Annotated in this window: 20 protein-coding genes; 5 read left to right on the top strand and 15 right to left on the bottom strand. The window is 36.9% G+C overall.

Going from position 1 to position 19,488, the window contains the following annotated elements:
- Positions 1-42: 42 nt before the first annotated feature.
- From STRPS_RS07270 to STRPS_RS07225, 10 genes are all read right to left on the bottom strand, one after another.
- Complete coding sequence (locus STRPS_RS07270) at positions 43-753, bottom strand: ABC transporter ATP-binding protein (RefSeq protein WP_007895789.1); 711 nt, start codon at positions 751-753, stop codon at positions 43-45.
- Positions 753-1,517 (bottom strand): ABC transporter ATP-binding protein, encoded by a 765-nt coding sequence (locus STRPS_RS07265; protein ID WP_007895704.1) that lies wholly within the window; start codon positions 1,515-1,517, stop codon positions 753-755. Before STRPS_RS07265 ends, STRPS_RS07270 begins: the two co-directional genes overlap by 1 nt.
- Positions 1,518-2,471 (bottom strand): branched-chain amino acid ABC transporter permease, encoded by a 954-nt coding sequence (locus STRPS_RS07260; protein ID WP_007895798.1) that lies wholly within the window; start codon positions 2,469-2,471, stop codon positions 1,518-1,520.
- Between the two features lie 2 nt (positions 2,472-2,473).
- Positions 2,474-3,343, bottom strand: a complete 870-nt coding sequence (locus tag STRPS_RS07255) for a branched-chain amino acid ABC transporter permease (RefSeq protein WP_007895701.1) — start codon at positions 3,341-3,343, stop codon at positions 2,474-2,476.
- Between the two features lie 43 nt (positions 3,344-3,386).
- A complete protein-coding gene (locus STRPS_RS07250) occupies positions 3,387-4,559 on the bottom strand; it encodes an ABC transporter substrate-binding protein (RefSeq protein WP_007895732.1) in 1,173 nt (390 codons plus the stop codon).
- 154 nt (positions 4,560-4,713) lie between these two features.
- Positions 4,714-4,962, bottom strand: a complete 249-nt coding sequence (locus STRPS_RS07245; RefSeq protein WP_007895846.1) for a DUF2129 domain-containing protein — start codon at positions 4,960-4,962, stop codon at positions 4,714-4,716.
- A complete protein-coding gene (locus STRPS_RS07240) occupies positions 4,932-5,408 on the bottom strand; it encodes a YlbF family regulator (protein ID WP_007895841.1) in 477 nt (158 codons plus the stop codon). The genes STRPS_RS07245 and STRPS_RS07240 overlap by 31 nt, the downstream gene beginning before the upstream one ends.
- Positions 5,409-5,697: 289 nt before the next feature.
- On the bottom strand, positions 5,698-6,288 hold the full coding sequence (gene clpP, locus STRPS_RS07235) for an ATP-dependent Clp protease proteolytic subunit ClpP (RefSeq protein ID WP_003083781.1): 591 nt from the start codon (positions 6,286-6,288) through the stop codon (positions 5,698-5,700).
- Between the two features lie 210 nt (positions 6,289-6,498).
- Positions 6,499-7,128, bottom strand: coding sequence for a uracil phosphoribosyltransferase (gene upp / locus STRPS_RS07230; protein WP_007895697.1), 630 nt, complete (start codon positions 7,126-7,128; stop codon positions 6,499-6,501).
- A 229-nt stretch (positions 7,129-7,357) separates the two neighbouring features.
- A complete protein-coding gene (locus STRPS_RS07225) occupies positions 7,358-8,992 on the bottom strand; it encodes a putative polysaccharide biosynthesis protein (RefSeq protein ID WP_007895894.1) in 1,635 nt (544 codons plus the stop codon).
- Between the two features lie 86 nt (positions 8,993-9,078).
- Between STRPS_RS07225 and STRPS_RS07220 the strand changes: the two genes are divergently transcribed.
- The 5 genes from STRPS_RS07220 to STRPS_RS07200 all read left to right on the top strand — a co-directional run bounded on the left by STRPS_RS07220 (position 9,079) and on the right by STRPS_RS07200 (position 14,738).
- Positions 9,079-10,536 carry a UDP-N-acetylmuramoyl-L-alanyl-D-glutamate--L-lysine ligase gene (locus tag STRPS_RS07220; protein WP_007896270.1) on the top strand — a complete coding sequence of 486 codons (1,458 nt, stop codon included), beginning with the start codon at positions 9,079-9,081 and terminating at the stop codon, positions 10,534-10,536.
- Between the two features lie 432 nt (positions 10,537-10,968).
- On the top strand, positions 10,969-11,751 hold the full coding sequence (locus STRPS_RS07215; RefSeq protein WP_007894890.1) for an ABC transporter ATP-binding protein: 783 nt from the start codon (positions 10,969-10,971) through the stop codon (positions 11,749-11,751).
- Positions 11,752-11,776: 25 nt separating this feature from the next.
- Positions 11,777-12,706 carry an iron-hydroxamate ABC transporter substrate-binding protein gene (locus STRPS_RS07210; RefSeq protein WP_007894916.1) on the top strand — a complete coding sequence of 310 codons (930 nt, stop codon included), beginning with the start codon at positions 11,777-11,779 and terminating at the stop codon, positions 12,704-12,706.
- A gap of 14 nt (positions 12,707-12,720) precedes the next feature.
- Positions 12,721-13,740: a FecCD family ABC transporter permease gene (locus STRPS_RS07205; RefSeq protein ID WP_007894862.1), complete on the top strand. Its 1,020-nt coding sequence runs from the start codon at positions 12,721-12,723 to the stop codon at positions 13,738-13,740.
- Complete coding sequence (locus STRPS_RS07200) at positions 13,737-14,738, top strand: FecCD family ABC transporter permease (protein ID WP_007894854.1); 1,002 nt, start codon at positions 13,737-13,739, stop codon at positions 14,736-14,738. Before STRPS_RS07205 ends, STRPS_RS07200 begins: the two co-directional genes overlap by 4 nt.
- 208 nt (positions 14,739-14,946) lie before the next feature.
- Here the strand turns inward: STRPS_RS07200 and STRPS_RS07195 are convergent, their stop codons facing one another.
- The 5 genes from STRPS_RS07195 to STRPS_RS07175 all read right to left on the bottom strand — a co-directional run bounded on the left by STRPS_RS07195 (position 14,947) and on the right by STRPS_RS07175 (position 19,378).
- On the bottom strand, positions 14,947-15,609 hold the full coding sequence (locus STRPS_RS07195) for a DUF1803 domain-containing protein (RefSeq protein WP_007894905.1): 663 nt from the start codon (positions 15,607-15,609) through the stop codon (positions 14,947-14,949).
- A 50-nt stretch (positions 15,610-15,659) separates the two neighbouring features.
- Positions 15,660-16,124, bottom strand: a complete 465-nt coding sequence (locus STRPS_RS07190) for a hypothetical protein (RefSeq protein ID WP_007894915.1) — start codon at positions 16,122-16,124, stop codon at positions 15,660-15,662.
- Positions 16,124-17,059, bottom strand: a complete 936-nt coding sequence (locus tag STRPS_RS07185) for a manganese-dependent inorganic pyrophosphatase (protein WP_007894868.1) — start codon at positions 17,057-17,059, stop codon at positions 16,124-16,126. The genes STRPS_RS07190 and STRPS_RS07185 overlap by 1 nt, the downstream gene beginning before the upstream one ends.
- Before the next feature lie 116 nt (positions 17,060-17,175).
- Complete coding sequence (pflA, locus tag STRPS_RS07180) at positions 17,176-17,967, bottom strand: pyruvate formate-lyase-activating protein (protein WP_007894947.1); 792 nt, start codon at positions 17,965-17,967, stop codon at positions 17,176-17,178.
- Between the two features lie 76 nt (positions 17,968-18,043).
- Entirely contained in the window at positions 18,044-19,378 is a 1,335-nt protein-coding gene (locus STRPS_RS07175) for a hemolysin family protein (RefSeq protein ID WP_007894954.1), read from the bottom strand.
- Between the last annotated feature and the right edge of the window lie 110 nt (positions 19,379-19,488).

The following is a 19,488-nucleotide window of genomic DNA, read 5'->3' as shown; positions in this document are numbered from 1 at the left end:
TCTTTTTTTATTTAGATAATATAGTTTAGGTGATTTTGCATTTTAACCACCCAGATAAGCTTTTTTAACCTGATCAGATTCTAATAAGTCTGCACCCGAACCCGTCAGGACCACTTTTCCAGTTTCCAAAACATAGGCACGATCAGCAATTGATAAGGCCTTATTAGCATTTTGTTCAATCAACAAGACCGTCATGCCTTGCTTTTGAATGTCTTGGATAATATCAAAAATTTCATTAATAAAAATAGGTGCTAATCCCATAGAAGGCTCATCCAAAAGTAATAATTTGGGCTTACTCATCAAAGCTCTTCCCATTGCAAGCATCTGTTGCTCCCCACCAGATAGAGTAGCGGCATCCTGATTTTTACGTTCTTCTAGGCGCGGAAAACGGTCAAAAATCATTTTTAAGGTTCTTTGATTCTCTGTCTTATCCCTTATCAGAAAAGCTCCCATCTCTAAGTTTTCCATGACCGTTAAGCCGGCGAAAACATGCCGACCTTCTGGTACTTGAGACAAACCTTGAGCCACAATTTTTCGTGCTGGTAACTTCTGAATGGCTTGACCTAAAAAAGAGATATCACCCTTGCTAGGCTTGACTAAACCAGAGATTGTACGTAAGATAGAGGTTTTTCCTGCTCCATTTGCACCGATCAGAGTGACAACTTCACCTTCTTCAACGGTAAAAGAAACGTCCTTAACAGCCTCAATTGCACCGTAATTTATTGATAAGTCTTCAACTGATAACATAGGCATTACAGTTCTCCTCCTAAATAGGCTTCGATAACCCGTTTATTGTTTTTGATTTCTTGTGGTGTACCATGTGCAATCAAACGGCCATACTCCAAAACGTAAATTCTTTCAGTTACTTCCATTACTAAGCTCATGTCGTGTTCAATTAAGATGATTGTCATACCAAAGTCGCTTTTGATTTGACGAATTAATGCTGTTAATTCTGCCGTTTCCTGAGGATTCATTCCAGCCGCTGGCTCATCTAAAAATAAGATTTTAGGCTTAGTCGCTAATGCCCGCACAATCTCAAGGCGTCGCTGTTGTCCATAAGGAAGGTTTTTAGCTAGGGTATCAGCTTCTTGATCTAATTTGAAGATTGCTAAGAGTTTAAGAGCTTTTTCTTTTAGCTCAGCCTCTTTCTTATAATAACTTGGTAAGCGTAAAATACTTGCTAAAAGATTATCCTTTTCCTGATTGGCTAAGCCAATTAAAACATTTTCAAGTACTGACATGTCTTTAAAAAGACGGATATTTTGGAAGGTGCGTGATAAGCCAAGGGAAGCAATTTTATAGGGAGCCTTTTCATTAAGTAAGGTACCATCTAAGGTTACCGTCCCTTCACTAGGAAGGTAAACTCCCGTCAGAAGGTTGAATAGGGTCGTTTTTCCTGCCCCGTTTGGACCAATTAAACCAACTAGTTCTCCTTGGTTTAATTCCATCGTGACATCACCAACAGCTGTCAAACCACCAAAATTTTTGGTTAAATGTTTAACTTCAAGAAGTGCCATTTATTTGCCCTCCTTCTTCTTGTTAAAAAGCAAGTCTGATAAAACAAGTTCCTTAGTACCCATAAGGCCTCCAGGTTTAAAAACCATTACCAAGATTAAGGCTATGGAATAAATAATCATCCGGATATCGGAGAAACTTTGTAAATACATATTGAGCACTCCCAAGACAATCGCAGCAAGGATTGTTCCTGTCATAGATCCCAGTCCTCCTAGTACCGCAATTATCAAGTAGTCAATGGATCGCATAATAGTAAAATCCTTAGGAACAACCGTTCCAATATAAGCAACATACAAGGAGCCTGCAATACTTGCTGTCATAGCAGCAAAAGTGAAGGTTAAAACTTTTATTTTCGTAGTATTCACACCCATTGATTCCGCTGCAATTTCATTCTCACGAACCGAGATCACTTGACGACCAATTGATGAACGTAAAAAATTGAGCATTGCAACTGCAATAAGGACTACAAAGATAAAAACAACTGGCCACGTACTATAGCGTAAGATTCCTGTTAATCCAGCCGCACCATTTGTAATATCTCCTCCATTAACTATTACCATTCGAATAATTTCAGCAACACCCAAGGTAGCAATAGCCAGATAATCCCCTTTGAGTCGTAAAGTTGGAAAACCGACAATAATTGCAAGTAAGCCTGCTATTAAAACGCCTAGTAACATGGAAATATAAAATCCAAGATAAGTTGGCATATAGTTGGTGAAAATGGCTGTAGCATAGGCTCCTATTGCCATAAAGCCCGCTTGCCCTAGAGGAAACTGACCAGAAAAGCCAAGAACTAAATTAGTTCCCATAGCCATAATAATTGAAATACCAATTCCCATCAGAATTTGCACATGGTAAGGACCAAGTATCCCCCCATTAATTAAAAAATTAAGAGTAAAGAAAAGACAGGCAATGGTCATCAGCCAAGTTCCAAGGGATTTTTTATTTTTTCTCATCCTTACACCTTTTCCTTTACATTTTTTCCTAATAGCCCAGCTGGTCTTATTAATAAAATCTGAATTAAGACAGCGTAAACCATAGCATCACGATAACTTGAGAAGCCAATCGAAACTGAAATAGTTTCAATAAGACCTATCATGAAACCACCCAAGGCAGCGCCTGGAATAATCCCAATTCCACCCAAAACCGCTGCAACGAAAGCTTTAATACCTGGGGTCATACCCATCAAAGGATTAATTGAATTATAATACAAACCAATCAAAACTCCTGCCGCTCCAGCTAATGCAGAGCCTAGGGCAAAAGTAAAACTAATAGTGGAGTTCACATTAATTCCCATTAATTGAGCAGCATCACTGTCAACAGATACCGCACGCATTGCTTTGCCCATTTTAGTCTGCTTAACAACAAACTGTAAACCAATCATTAACAGGATTGAAACTAGTAAAATAATCATTTGGACGTTGCTAATGCTTACCGGCCCCAGTGAATATTTAACCGTTTTTAAAGCTTGAGGGAAGGCTCTAGCCTCTGCTCCGACTAAGTAAACCATGCCATACTCCAAGAGGAAAGATACCCCAATGGCAGTAATTAGCGCTGCAATTCGCGTAGAATGGCGCAAAGGGCGATAAGCTAAAAACTCAATCAACATACCTAAACAAGCTGTAAATACCATGGTTAGTAAAAGGGCAACAAAGAGATTGAGATGAAAAACATTAATTAAATAATAACCTATAAAAGCGCCCATCATGAATAAATCTCCATGTGCGAAGTTTATTAATTTGATAATACCATAAACCATGGTGTAACCCAAGGCCAAAAGGGCATAGACACTACCCAAAATCAGGCCATTAACAAGTTGTTGAAGCATTTATTTACCAATCTTTCTAATTTAATTAAAGAGTCTATCATTCTCATTTCGCTGCAATAACGGTTGCTGAGCTTTCTTTCCCCTTAGTTAACCCAATAACCGTCACCGATTTGATAGGGTTATGTTTGTAATCAATAGTCATGGTCCCTGTAACACCTTCAAATTCCTTTAACGTCGCAATCCCTTTAGAGATATCTTTTGAGGTCTTTGCTCCTTTTGCAGCCTCTGCTACCATGTAAACAGAATCGTAGGCTAAGGCCGCAAACATTGATGGCTCTTGACTATATTTCTTTTTATAATGTTTGGCAAAAGTTGCCGCTTTTTTAGATATAGATGCAGAATATCCAGAAAGATAATAAACATCTGTCACATTATCCTTTCCTCCAAGTTCAACCAACTTAGCATCTGCAAAGCCATCAGGACCGACAATAGGTACTTTTATCCCCATTTCACGGGCCTGCTTAATAATAGTTCCAGTTTCTTGATAATAACCTGGCATAATGACAGCATCATAATTTTGATTTTTTATTTTTGTCAATGCTGATTGGAAATCCGTATCTCCTGATTGATAGGTTGATTCAGAAACAATTTTCCCCTTGTAAACACTTTTAAAGCGTTTTGCAATACCCTTAGCGTAGTCACTAGAGTTATCATAAAAAAGAGCCACCTTTTTAGCTTTTAAATGATCACTAGCAAATCTTGACAAAACGTCCCCTTGATAAGAATCAATAAAAGTTGTTCGGTAGATGTAATTATAGGTTTTTCCATCTTTTGCAATCGTTAAGTCATCCTGAGTTCCAGAAGGTGTAATCAGTGGCACAGCCGACTGCGTAGCGTTGGGAGACGCTGCTGCTGCTGTCCCTGAGGTGGAGGAGCCGACGATGACATTAACATTATTTTGGGTTGCCAAGCTAGTCGTGACAGTAGCAGACTCAGCATTTTCTGATTTGTTATCTTTTGAAATGACTTCTATTTTTTTACCATTAATGCCACCAGCTTTATTGATTTCAGCGACAGCCATCATTGCTCCGACTTTTTCTGCACTGCCATAAGCAGAAACTGGTCCTGTCAACTCCAAGTTTAGCCCAATTTTTACTGTTTTCCCAATCTTAGTTCCATCAGCATTTGATGTACTACTGGGGGGAGCCGCATCGCAAGCTACTAATGAAAATAAAGCGAGTCCCATACCTATTGTGGCAAAAATTTTCTTTTGCATAAATCATTTCCTCATCTAGTCTAAAGTAATATGTATCTAAGAATACAGAATTATCAGAAAATTGTCAATAGTTTAAACTAGTTTTTAATCTGAAAAAAGCTAGGAAGTCATTTCCTAGCCTCTTTGAGAGTCTTGTGCTCTTTATTAAATTGTCTTAACGGTACAGATTTCCAACGAAATCACGATCAATAGAATCCAGCTCAGACATTTTTACTTCTTTAACAAATTTCAATTTGCTAATATCTTTAACTTTGTCAGCAAGTTCTTCCTTATTAACATATAGAATAATATAGCGTGACTTCCTTGAATGGTAATGGAAATCACCAAATTTTTGAATCTTACGTGCATCACGGTTGTAATAAAGGTAGACGACTACTCCAACTCTATTTTGTCTTTCAAACATGCGCTATTTCCTTCTTTTATATTTCGATAAATTCCTTTTGTAATTCTTTCTCGTCGTTCAGCTAATGGTAACCCTGTATCAATAAAGATAGTCGAAGACACAGTTTCAGCGATACTTTCTGCAATCTCTGCTAAAATCGTTTGTAAATCAACCTCTGCAATTCGCAATGCAACCACTTTAGGGTGTAAATCAAGCTCTCTCTTTTGACGTAGGATTTCCTTATTGAGGGATTTACTATCAGGACGATACCTTAAGTAGTCTTTTTGATCCGATAAAGCAGTCAGTGACCTCTGAAACTGTTCAATGTCGTATTGCAGTTGCTGGTCTTGTTCAAACTCATTATAGACCTTTAGATAAGTTTTAAATTCCTCTGTTTTCTTAATATCTTCTATTAAATAATCAATAGCATCTTCAATAGCAAAGAGATCTTCGTTAATGACTAACATAAGATGATTATATCATAAACCAGCGCTAATACCATGTTTTTCTGAACTAAAATCATCATCAACTTACACAATGATATGTTAAAAAAAGACTTTATCTTTTCATAATAGCTTCTCTCCCTACACTTTATCCACCATAATCTAAATAGAACTAGCCTAGTAATTAGAACTTAGGCTTCAACTCGTTTATATGCTAGATAAGAGAATAATAGGAACACTTATTGATTGCTAGCAAAAATCACTTTACCTTAATAAAAGAACCGAAAATACTTAATTCGGTCCTTTTATTGGTTTATTTTAATTCATTATTTTCCATGATTTCATCAATGAAGCCATATTCCAATGTTTCTTTGGCATCCATCCAGTAGTCACGTTCTGCATCTTTGTGAATTTGTTTAATAGTCTTACCAGAATTATCAGCAAGGATTTTTTCAAGGCGTTTCCGTGTTTTTAACAATTGTTCAGCAACAATTGCCATATCTGTTTGTTGCGTACCACTACCAGCGCCCCCCATCGGTTGATGAATTAAGTATTCAGCATTTGGTAGCATGAATCGTTTACCTTTGGCACCTGATGATGCAATGATCGTTCCCATTGAGGCAGCCATCCCCATAACAATCGTTTGAACATCTGATTTAATAAAGTTCATCGTATCAACAATTGCTAACCCAGCTGAAACCGATCCTCCGGGTGTATTTACATAGAGGTAAATATCTTTAGTATTATCTTGCGCGTCCAAAAATAGTAACTGTGCAATAATAGAATTTGCCATATTATCTTCAACTGGTCCAGTTAGCATAATAATACGATCTTTTAGGAGACGTGAATAGATATCATAAGAACGTTCTCCGCGACTTGTTTGTTCAATAACTACAGGAATCATAATATTCTCCAATCTAAATAAAATATCTATTAATATATAAGTCTCAATAGATTTATCTTTTAATAACTGTCCTCATTATAATCTATTGGTCAAATTAGGTCAAATAATAACTTTCTTTTTGAAAAAACTTTCCAGTCCTTACTAGAAAGCCTTCTATCCTATTAGAAAATTAACCTTAAGCAGGTATTGAGGTCAGAGCACTTGAAACTTTTATTTTGTACCAAACAATCTATCTCCAGCGTCACCAAGTCCTGGCACAATGTAGCCGTGCTCATTTAATCTTTCGTCCAAGGCTGCAGTATAAATGTCCACATCTGGATGAGCTTCTTGTAATTTTTTCACACCTTCTGGTGCTGCTACAAGGCAGACAAACTTAATATTAGCTGCACCACGCTTTTTCAAGGAATCCACTGCTAAAATAGCTGACCCTCCTGTCGCAAGCATTGGATCTACAACGAAGATTTGGCGTTGGTCGATATCTTCAGGAAGTTTAACAAGGTATTCAACAGGTTCAAACGTTTCTTCATCGCGGTACATTCCGATATGGCCAACCTTTGCAGCTGGAACTAAACTTAAGAAGCCATCAACCATTCCGATACCAGCTCTGAGAATTGGGACAATAGCCAGTTTTTTCCCTGTGAGTTGCTTTTGTACTGTCTTTGCCACTGGTGTTTGAATTTCTACATCCTCAAGCGGAAGATCACGTGATACTTCATAACCCATCAACATCGCAATCTCATTGACTAATTCCCGAAAATTCTTTGTTGATGTGTCTTCTCTACGTAAAATTGATAGTTTATGCTGAATAAGTGGATGTGAAATAACTTGACATTTTCCCATGATAACATACTTCCTTCTAAAATTTTTTTACCTTCCACATTATACCAAAAATCATTAGTCTTTGCTGGAAATTTTTCATATTTAAGGCATTCTTAAAAAAATAAAATCAGCTTTTTTTAAAGACGCTTCATTTGGAGCATAGCTGCAAAGATACATTCTTCAGGAAAATAAAAAAAGAACAGCTAGGAGTCGCTCTAAAGCACTAGCCTGTCCTTTACATTTTGTAGTCTCAGGGCATTTTTAACCTAGCTCTAAGTTTTTCAGCCTTATGACCAATTAGCTTATCTAATTGATGTGTCGCAAGGGTTAAATAGCCATATACAATAATCCCAATTAAACCAATAATCAAGAGATAAAAGAGACTAGATAGCCGTCCAGTTGGAACAAAAAGAAATCCCAAAATCCAATTAGCAAAGGCTACCACAATTCCCATAATAGCGGTTAGTATAGTGATTAAAGTCAGCTGTTTAAGTAGTAATTTTCGATTAAATTTAGTGACCTGATGAAGACGTTTATACATCAGGTAAACAGGAACCAATAAGCCCAGTGAAGTAGCAAGGATTGGACCATAGGCATGGAAAAAATAAATTAATGGGACTTGTAAAACAAGTTTAGTCAAAATACCATAAGCAAAATAATAGAGGGCTTTACGATTCTCAAATAAAGCTTGCAACATTGGAGCTAATAAGGTATAAAGAGCTAACAGAATGGTTTGAAAAAGAACAGCCCTAAACAAGTTAATTGCCTCCACGTCACTAAAACCATAAAAAACTGAATAGAGGGGGCGTGCTAAGATAATAGCACCTAGTAGAGCCGGTAAAAGAAATATCATTAGCATAACCACATTGTTTATAATCAATTTAGCCGACGCTCGACTATCTTTTTTGATATGGTTCTCTGTCAAAAGTGCAATCCCAACACCACCAATGGAAGCTGCTACAGCAATCAAAATCATGGTGATTTTAGCGGGGTTAGCATTAAAATAACCAAATTGGATTAAAAGTTGTTCCTTAGTGTAATGGGTAAAAAGGAGCATTGTATTGGAGTAGGTCCACTGGTCAATCAGTTGAAAAGCTTGGATAGCACTCCCTATCACAATAAAAGGTATTGACTCTTTCAAGGTCTCTAGTAACAATCCCTTAGCATCGATAGGAACATCTTGCTTAGGTTTGGCAAAAATAGCCTTTAAGAGCCCCTCTTTGGCTAAGTAGAAAACTAGGACAGCCATACTTGCAATCATTCCAATAAAAGCAGCTAAGGTTGATTGAGTTACTGCGTGCAAGTAGTCTCCAGACCCTATCTTCATAATCATAAAAGTAGCTGTTAGCATCCAAATAACCCTGATAATCTGCTCTGCTATTTGACTAAGAGCATAGGGTTTTATGTTATTGTGGCCTTGAAAAATACCACGGATAACACTCATGACTGGGAATATAAAGACAGCTAGAGAGAGGCTGTGCATAACCGGAATCAACTGACCGTCCGACCCTGATAAGGTCGAAAAGAAAGGTGACGTGAGATACATCGTAACCGAAAAAATCAGACCAAGAATAACCATTAATTTCAAGGTTGTTCTGATTAGTTGGTAACTATGCTCTTTTTGATTAAGAGAATTATACTTAGCAACTTGTTTTGCAATAGCAACATTCAAGCCCGTTGTTGAGATCAATAAAAAATAGGCATATACATTATAGCCCATATTAAAAAGTGCATTGGCCTGAGTAGCATGTTGACCCATCCAAATTAACCAGGGAATAATGTAAATGACGCCAAGTAAGCGGCTGATAAAGTTGCTCGCTGTGGACCAAACTGTCCCCTGCAACATTAATTCTTCTTGTGTCAGATTCTTTTTCTTTTTATCCATAACTAGTCTTTCTTCATATAATAGATATATTATAAACTTTTGCTAGTTACTTGTAAATCTGAAACATAAAAGATAAAATAAGAATTATGATAAGAATTGAAACAATTATTGATTTATTAAAGGCTGACAAAAACTTTCGTGAAGTCATTGCAGACGACAGCTATTACTATCACTACACTGGTTTAAACTTCGCAAAGCTCAGTTATGATAGTCGTGACGTTGATGATCAGACCTTATTTTTTGTAAAGGGAGCTAATTTTAAGGCGGAATACCTACAATCAGCACTAGAGCAAGGTTTGCCTGCTTATATTTCTGAAGTTGACTATGAAGTCGATATTCCAGCCATTATTGTTAATGACATCAAACATGCCATGTCTATTATTGCAATGGCTTTTTATGATAATCCACAAGATAACCTTAAACTACTAGCATTTACAGGGACAAAAGGTAAGACAACTTCAGCTTATTTTGCCTACCATATTTTAAAACAATCTCATAAGACAGCTATGCTATCCACAATGAATACTACATTGGATGGGCAGACTTTTTTCAAATCACAATTAACAACACCCGAAAGCTTAGATCTCTTTAAAATGATGGCTGAATGTGTCTCTAATGGCATGACCCATTTGATTATGGAAGTTTCTAGTCAGGCCTACCTAGTTGGTCGCGTTTATGGGCTAACTTTTGATGTTGGGGTTTTCCTAAATATCAGTCCCGATCATATTGGACCAATTGAACACCCTACTTTTGAAGACTATTTTTACCATAAGCGTCTTTTGATGGAAAATAGCCGTGCTGTTATCATTAATAGTGATATGGATTATTTTAAAATACTAAAGGAGCAGGTAAAGAATCAGGAACATGACTTTTATGGTCAGGCATCTGACAATCATATTCTTGATAGCCAGGCTTTTACCTTTAAGGTTACTGGTAAACTAGCAGGTAGCTATAAGACACTCTTAATTGGACGATTTAATCAGGATAATGCTCTTGCTGCTGGTTTAGCCTGTTTGCGTTTAGGAGCAAGCTCTGATGATATTCGAAAGGGAATCGCAGAAACAACTGTTCCTGGCAGGATGGAAGTTCTCAGCCACCCCTGTGGTGCAAAAGTTTTTGTTGACTATGCCCACAATGGAGATAGCTTAGAAAAACTTGTTTCTGTGGTTGAAGAACATCAAAAAGGACAGATTATCTTAATAATTGGTTCTACTGGTAATAAAGGGGAAAGTCGACGGGCCGATTTTGCCAAAGTGATTAATAATCATCCGAACTTATCAGTTATTTTAACAGCTGATGATCCGAACTTTGAAGATCCTCAAACTATTTCAGAAGAAATTGCCAGCTATGTTTCTCGCCAACTCACTATTGAAGTAGACCGAGAACAGGCTATCAAACTGGGATTACAATTATGTCAGAAAGAAGGGGACGCTCTTATCATCGCTGGTAAAGGCGCTGATGCCTATCAAATTATTAATGGCAAAAAAAGAGACTATGCTGGTGATTATACAATTGCCAAAGCATTTATGGAAACTTCAAACTAACATTAACGAGTCTGGGACAAAAATATATTAATTTTTGAGATTCCCTGCCATTAATTTTTCCAATTGATAAATGAAACCCAAAAAGCGAACAAAACTCATTTTCTGATACTCAGAATACTGTCTTGTTCGCTTTTTATATTTGAGCTTAGACTTTTGTCCCAGACTCGTCTTTCATTATCAAAGCTTTTTCCAAAGCTAAACTGATATCCTACAATAGTAATTAGTAACCTCTTAACTTTGTATTATTTTCAGGTAATATCATTTAAATGTTGGTAAATTAGAATGGTTATTACTACTATTTTTAATCATTCTAAACAATTATATTTCTTAGAATAAAAAGAGGTTTTCCTCTAAAAAAGCCTTTGTTAAGCCATTCTTCTATGCTATAATGAGAGAGCTTTCGGCAAAAATAACAAAAGTAAGGAGGTCACGATGTCAACCATTCAAGCAAAAAATATAAGTGTTCAATGTGATCATAAAACAATTATCAAAGACTTATCATTAAACTTAATCACTCAAAAAATGACAACGATTATTGGTGCTAATGGTTGTGGTAAATCAACTTTGCTTAAAGCTCTTACAAGGATTCTTCCTCATGCATCTGGTAGTGTTTTGATTGACGGCCAAGACATTCGTTCGCTTCCAACCAAAGAGGTTGCTAAAAAACTGGCCTTATTGCCTCAATCTCAAGAAGCTTCTCCAGGTATAACTGTCTATGAACTTGTGTCCTATGGTCGCTACCCACATCTCAATCATATGGGTTACCTTAGCCAAGAAGACCATCGCATTATTAACTGGGCCTTGTCACTGACTAAATTAACAGACTTGGCTGATCACTGCGTTGATGCTCTATCTGGTGGCCAGAAACAACGTGTTTGGATTGCTATGGCCTTGGCCCAAGATACCGATACTATTTTTTTGGATGAACCGACTACCTATTTAGATTTAAATCATCAGTTAGAGGTTTTAGACTTACTAAAAGAACTACAAATAACGTCACACAAAACCATAATAATGGTTTTACATGATTTAAATTTATCAGCACGGTATTCAGACCATTTAATTGCTATGAAGGATGGAAAGATTATGAACCAAGGTAGCGTTTCAGAAATAATGACACCAAATACTATTGAAAATATATTCGCTATCAAGGCTCAAATTGTGGAAGATCCTATCCATCACTGTCCTATTATGTTGACCTATCAACTCATATAAATTTTGTACTAGGAGAATAGTATTTATGAAAAAAATCTTTAGGTTCTTACCTCTCTTACTTGCTTGCTTCATTATGGTGGCTTGCTCAACACAAACCGAAAAAGCTAAGCAAGATAAGCTAAAAATCTCACAGATGCCAAAAATCTCTGGCTTTACCTATAAAGGTCAGGTTCCTGAAAATCCTAAGCGAGTCGTGAGTCTGGCTTCCACTTACACAGGTTACTTAGCTAAGTTAAATATTAACCTTGTCGGGGTTACTTCTTACGATCAAAAAAATCCTGTATTGAAAAAATACATTAAGGGGGCTAAAGTTGTTTCTCCTACCGATTTAGAAGCAATCACTGCTTTAAAACCTGATCTCATCATTGTCGGATCAAATGAAGAAAAGCAGGATCAACTGGCTCAAATTGCACCTTTAATTTCAGTGGAATACCGTAAACATGATTATCTCCAAGTCTTTTCAGATTTTGGTAAAGTTTTTAATAAAAGTAAAGAAACCGATAAATGGTTAACAGATTGGACTAACAAAACAAAAGGCCTGGCTAAAGAAGTCAAAACTGTAACAGGTAAAGAAGCTACCTTTACCGTGATGGGACTGTTTGAAAAAGACGTTTACCTTTTCGGAAAAGACTGGGGACGGGGTGGTGAAATTATTCATCAGGCCTTCGGATATAAAGCACCAGCTAAAGTTGAAAAAGATGTTTTTCCAAAAGGTTACCTATCCATCTCACAAGAAGTTTTACCTGATTATATTGGAGATTATGTCGTAGTAGCGGCTGAAGATAAAAAAACGGGTTCTGCTCTTTATGAGAGTGAGATGTGGAAAAATCTTCCTGCGGTCAAAGCAAAACATGTTATTAAAGTTAATGCTAACACCTTCTACTTCACTGACCCTCTATCTCTAGAATATGAGTTAGAAACCCTCAAAAAAGCAATCCTTGAAAACAAAAACTAAAAGGAAATTGAGCAATGGCCTTAAAAAATGCACGCATGTCTCAACAAAAAAGAGACTTTTTCCTCCTTTTTACCCTTATCAGTTTCACTTTCTTGGGGATCCTTTATTTAAGTTTGCGTTTTGGAGCTAAATCAATGACCCATCAAGAATTGATGCAAGTTTTACTCCATCAATCTTCTCATCAGAGACAAGTGGCTGTCTTGTGGGATATGAGGCTGCCAAGAATTTTTGCGGCCATACTTGTCGGTGCAGCCTTGGCTATATCAGGAGCCTTAATGCAAGCTCTTACTCGTAATCCCATTGCTGATCCTGGTTTACTGGGGATTAATAGCGGAGCTGGACTAGCACTTGTCATCGCTTACGCATTCTTTCACCATCTCCATTACTCCATCATTATCTTAGTCTGTTTGTTAGGATCCATCCTTGCTAGCCTCATTATCTTCAGCCTCTCTTATAGGGTAGGAAAAGGTTACCAGCAATTAAGATTAATACTGGCTGGCGCTATGGTATCTACTCTCTTGTCAGCACTAGGCCGAGCAATCACTAATTATTTTCATTTAGCTAATGCCATTATCGGTTGGCAAGCAGGAGGGTTGGTCGGAACTAATTGGCAAATGTTAGCCTACATTGCACCAATCATCCTTATTTCTTTGATGACGGTTCAAGTCTTAGCTTACCAGTTATCTGTATTAAGTCTAAGCCAAATGCAATCAAAAGCACTTGGGCAATCAACAACTAAGCTCACTATTATTTTTTTAGGTCTGGTATTACTCTTAGCATCAGCTTCGGTAGCTATCGCAGGAAATATCGCTTTTGTTGGTTTGATTATCCCACATCTCATCAAAAACTACTTGCCTCAAAATTACCAACTAAGTTTGCCCCTAATTGCTTTTGCAGGTGCAACCTTCCTCTTAGCTGTGGATTTGATCTGTCGGACCATGAATCCTCCTTTTGAAACGCCACTTACTGCTATTATTAGCTTCTTAGGTTTCCCAGCATTTTTATGGTTAGTTAGAAAAGGAGGTAGAGCATGACAGATCATAAGAAGCTTCAATTGATTCTGCTTTTAGCCTTTCTTCTAATCACCCTTAGCGTCCTTGCTCTTACAATCGGTGATTCTAGTTTCTCACTTAAAGCCATTGGCCATTTAATTTTCGGCAAAGCCGATTCGACAACGGTATTTATTCTGACAAAGATCAGATTACCCCGACTATTAGCAGCACTCTTTGGAGGAGCATCTCTAGCACTATCTGGTAATATCCTCCAGACACTAACCAAGAACCCTTTAGCTGATTCTGGTATCCTAGGAATTAATGCTGGGGCTGGTATTGTAATTGCTATTTTTACCGCCTTTGGCTTTTTAGAGACACCAGCATCTCTTTATTCCTTACCTTTTTTTGCTATGATTGGCTCAGGCCTTTCTGTGGCACTGGTCTATCGCATGTCACATATCAAAAACAGACCTCTAAACCCAGTCACTCTCATTATTACAGGAGTGGGCCTTTCGATGATGCTCTCTAGTCTTATGATTGCTTTAGTTGGAAATGTTAATCATTATAAAACGGACTATATCGTTACATGGTTAAGTGGAAATATCACCGGAGACGATTGGCCAACCCTTACAGTTATCATGCCTCTCCTCATTATATTATGGTTAAGCAGTTACTGGCAGGCTTACCAATTGAATCTGATGACCTTATCTGATGACATGTCAGTTACTTTAGGATTTCAATTAAAAAAAGAGCGTCTCTTATCACTAATTTTATCAAGTAGCTTGGCTGCCCTGAGTGTCGTTTTAGTTGGAAATATTGCCTTTGTTGGTTTAATGGCTGGTCACCTGAGTCGTCGACTAGCTGGCGAGGATCATCGTTTCAATTTACCAACAAGCCTTTTGCTCGGAATGCTTCTTATGCTTGTTGCTGACACTATCACAAGAGTATTTCTTGTTGGTTCTAATATTCCTACAGGTATCTTAGTTTCCATCATCGGCGCCCCTTATTTTCTCTATTTGATGATGCAAACAAGAAATTAAAAGAGGTTGAGACAAAAGTCTAAGCTCAAATATAAAAAGCGAACAAGACAGTATTCTGAGTATCAGAAAATGAGTTTTGTTCGCTTTTTGGGTTTTATTTATCAATTGGAAGAATTGTGGCAAGGAATCTCAAAAATTAATATCTTTTTGTCCCAGCCTCTTTTCTTTAGCTTAGTTTCCCTTTTAATACGGAGTTCTTTACGTATAGTCAAATTTCCTTTGGTGCCACATAGTGAAGGGATACTTGATCTAATTTGCCATTTAACTGGTATTTATGCTCCTCTTTTTTCTGCAAATAATGGAGTTCTACAAGAGTTTGACAGAAAATATCAGGTCTTTTTTGTAAGACCAAATCTTTGCGAATGAACTTCATTAAAAACGTACTTAGATACTTTAAGGCGTATTCTGGATTAACATCTCCTATGATCTGATACAGTTTGTTTTGTTCTGCTGATAAGGAATAGCTCTTCTCTAATTTATAAAAATAATTACATAAGGTTAATCTATCTCTAGCAAAGTCCGTTTTCTCTATAATAAGGAGATCATTAGTTCTATTAGCCAGGCTAGTTTCAAAAACGAGCTCTTGAAGTTCTTGATAAACAGGTGTTTCATTATCTACAAAGACCATACTATCTAACTCCAACTCTTCTACACCCTTAAGGATTGGAATATTTAAATAATAGCGGCGCTCATTCCTTAAAATGTAAGCTTCCTCAATATAAAGGTCTAGGTAACGGTCTAAATGTTTGACATCAGGAAAAACTTTTTTTAGCTGCCGCAAAGTGACAGTGGTATGTTGATATAGATAATTGATAAGGTCTTTGAAGAAAGCCTGTCTGGTTGTCTTATTAGGATTAATTACAATTAACATCTGTTGAGAGCTCTCCTTCTACCTATGAAAAAAAGTGGATAAGTCCACTTTTACAAATAGTCACCTTTAATAACAAAAAAGCTACCTCGAATTTCGCCGGCTAGTTTAGAGCGCTGTCTTGCGAATTTAAACTTACCTTCAAATTCTTTTGGAATCTCAATCCCATTTGATAGTTTAAAACCAACTGCACGTTTCCCACCTTCTTCTAAGGTGTAAAGAACATTTACTGCTAAGCCATTATCATAATAAACATGTGACCATAAAATACCATCAACTTCCATTTGTGAAACGCAAAGGGCTTTATAGGGAAAAGTCATCTCTCGCGCTTCTAACACTCTTTCAATAAATGGCAAAATATCAGGTCTTTCCTCAGTTGTAAATACCTCATAGGCTATTTTATATTTGTTCCAGAAATAGCGAGCTTCATTAGCTCTTAGACCTGCTAAGACTTCTTTAACTGGGCTTTCTTCTAATAAATGAGTTTCAACTTCTTTAAAATTAACAATATAGGACATTAGTTTCCAAAGCTTTCTGTTAATTGGGGAACCACTTGTTTTTTACGTGATACAGCTCCTGCTAGAAAAGCATGGTTATTTTCTAGTGTAAAGTTAAAAGCAGCCTCAACTTTATCCATGTTACTACCGATTGCTAAAATTTCTGAATTTGAGTTAACAATGTCGGTAATCATTAAGACAAAATCAGAATACCCTTCTTTTGCAATAGCTTCCATAATTGCTGCTTCAATTGCTTCTTGACGTTCTAAGACTTCGGCAATATCAACTGTGTTAACTTGAGCAACACGTACAGGATTTCCATTTAATTCAAACGTTTTAGCATCAATGTCAATAAGCTCTGCTTCAGATTTACTTGTTAGGTTAGTACCTGCTTTGAGAAGGCTCATACCATATTCTTCCAAATTCACTTGAGCTAGTGCTGCTAATTCTTCCGCGACTTTATGGTCAGTTACATGTGTTGTCGGTGATTTTAAAAGGAGAGTATCTGAAATTAGTCCTGACAAGAGCAAACCTGCAATTTCTTTTGGAACTTCTAGGTTATTTTCTTTGTACATGCGATAAACGATAGATGATGCTGATCCTACTGGTTCAACACGCATGAATAAGGGATTTGCTGTTTCAAAATTAGCTACACGGTGATGGTCCACAACACCAAAAATAGTCACATCTGCAATATCAGAAATAGATTGTTGAAATTCATTATGATCTGTCAGAATAACTGTATCAACGCCTTCTGCTAGAGCTGACGTAATAACACGAGGTGCTTCAACACCAAAACTTTTAAGTGCAAAACTGGTTTCTTCATTAGGTGTTCCAAGAGCGACCACTTCGGCATCCATTTTATAAGCTTTTTTTGCTAAATAGGCAAAAGCATAAGATGATGCGATGGCATCTGTGTCTGGATTTTGGTGACCAAAAACAAAAACTTTAGACATTTTTCTACCTCATTCTCTTTATTCACCTTATTGTAGCAGAAATAGAATCTAAAATCAAAGTATCTCAATGATTTATTGTTAAAAAAATAAGACCGAAAGTCACCTCCAGCCTCATTTTATACTTTATGGACGCGATTCATATACTCCGTGTAGGATTCCGTCTTCATAATGGCTTTTGCATTTTGAACTCTTTCTTTAGTTGGAGGCTTCACCCCTTCTAGTGGATAAGGAATTCCCAACTCGCGCCATTTGAATTCCCCCATAGTATGGTAGGGAAGAATTTCAAATTTATCCACATTCTTTAAATTTGCTACAAAAGCTCCTAAGCGTTCCAAATGCTCATCTATATCAGTTAATCCTGGCACCAAGACATGACGAATCCATACCGGAATACCTTTATCTGAAAGGTATTGTGCAAATAGCAGGATATTTTTATTAGACTGTTTAGTTACGATCTTGTGCTGCTCTGCATCAATTTCTTTTATATCCAATAAGACCAAATCTGTAACAGCTAGTAGTTTTTCTAACTTAGCATGATATTCTGGAGTTGCTCGATAAGTAAAACCGCAGGTGTCAAGAGTTGTATGGACACCATGTTTTTTAGCTTGGATAAAGAGCGCTGTGATAAAATCAATCTGCAGCATGGCCTCCCCACCAGAAACTGTAATCCCTCCGGTTTTACCCCAAAAATGTTTATAATTCAGGGCTTCTTTTAAAACATCATTAACAGTCCGTTCTTTAGAATTATTGGTCTCCATTTCCCAAGTATCAGGATTATGACAGTATTGGCAACGCATTTTACAACCTTGCATAAAAATGATAAAACGAATCCCTGGACCATCAACTGAACCGAAGCTTTCAGTTGAGTGAATCATCCCAGTAACTTGGCCATAATCTATTTCAGTCATCGCATCTCCTTATACTTTGTAAACGTTTTTAACACTTTCATTATAACATTTTTCACAAAAAAGACTAGGTATGATCCTAGTCTTCATTAATTATCTGTTCTATATTAGAAACAATAACTTTTAGCTTCGTAATTCGTCCATCTTTTACTTTGTCGTTAGTCAAAATTAAATGTTTCCCATTACTATAACATTCAAAGCTCTCTTTTTCTTCTTGGCTTGGGATAGTTCCAGTACCTGTTATATAAAAACCTGCAATAGTGTCAACATCATCACTCTCAAGCTCAGTTTCAAAGTACTCATTAAACTCATTAAGTGTCATTGTTCCTACCACAATATAGGTATCTTCACCAATTACATGCACAAATTGTTCTGCTTTGTCAGTTTCGTCATCAATTTCACCAACAATTTCTTCAAGTAAATCTTCCAAGGTGACCAGTCCAGCTACTCCTCCATACTCATCTAAAAGAATTGCCATTTGGTTCTGAGTAATTCGAAGTTGGCGCAATAAATCATCTACATAAATTGTTTCTGGAACAAATAAAGGCTCTTGTAAGATTCGTCGGATATTGATGTTTTCAAAACCTTCTTTAAACCCAGCATCTAACAAACGTTTGGTATGGACCAAGCCAATGACCTTATCTTTATCAACATCATAAACGGGGATGCGTGAAAAGCTTTGCTTCAAGATTTCTTGAATATTCTCTAAAGCATCATCGTTGATGTCAATCATAAAAGCGTCTGTACGCGGTACCATGACCTCCCGTGCCATTAATTCGTCCAAGGAGAATATCCCTTGTAACATTTCAATTTCGTCAGCATCTAATGAGGCTTCGCTGTTTGACAACATGTATTCGATTTCGTCACGTGTCATTTGCTCATCAGCATCATCAAATGTCATAGGGGTTATGCGACTCAGTAAGTTAGTTGAAGCTGATAAGAGCCATACAAAAGGACTAACAACCTTCCCTAAAATAATAATCACTGGTGCTGAAATAATAGCCAAACGATCTTTTAAGTTCATGGCAATCCGTTTAGGATATAATTCTCCTAAAACAATGGAAATATAAGTTAAAAAGATTAACGAGATAATCGTTCCAGCCGAGCGAGCTGTTGCTGAATTTCCTAACCAGCTTGAGATAACCTTCCCAAGGGAGGCTGATAAACTAGCTCCTTGTAAGAGGCCGATAAAGGTAATACCAACTTGGATAGTTGAAAGAAAGTGGTTAGGTTGATTTAAGACTCTTAATAAGCGGATATAACTTTTATCGCCATCCGCTGCTTTTTGTTGAACTCGGGAGCGACTTAAAGAAACAAGTGCCATCTCACTGGCAGAGAAAAAAGCGTTTAATAAAGTCAAGAAAATCAGCAGTAATACTTGAAGGTATAAGGGCTGATTGACAGGGTCTTCCATTAATAAATACTCCTAAAAAAAGTTTATAGTATAGTCATTATATCACAGATTTTCAAGAAAAGGACTCAATTTGTTATTAAGCCCTTAAATTCAATTGCTTGTCCTAAAAA

Origin of the sequence: Streptococcus pseudoporcinus LQ 940-04, assembly GCF_000188035.1 — a bacterium.
GTDB classification, from domain to species: Bacteria; Bacillota; Bacilli; order Lactobacillales; family Streptococcaceae; genus Streptococcus; species Streptococcus pseudoporcinus.
This window is presented reverse-complemented; position numbering and strand designations above follow the sequence as displayed.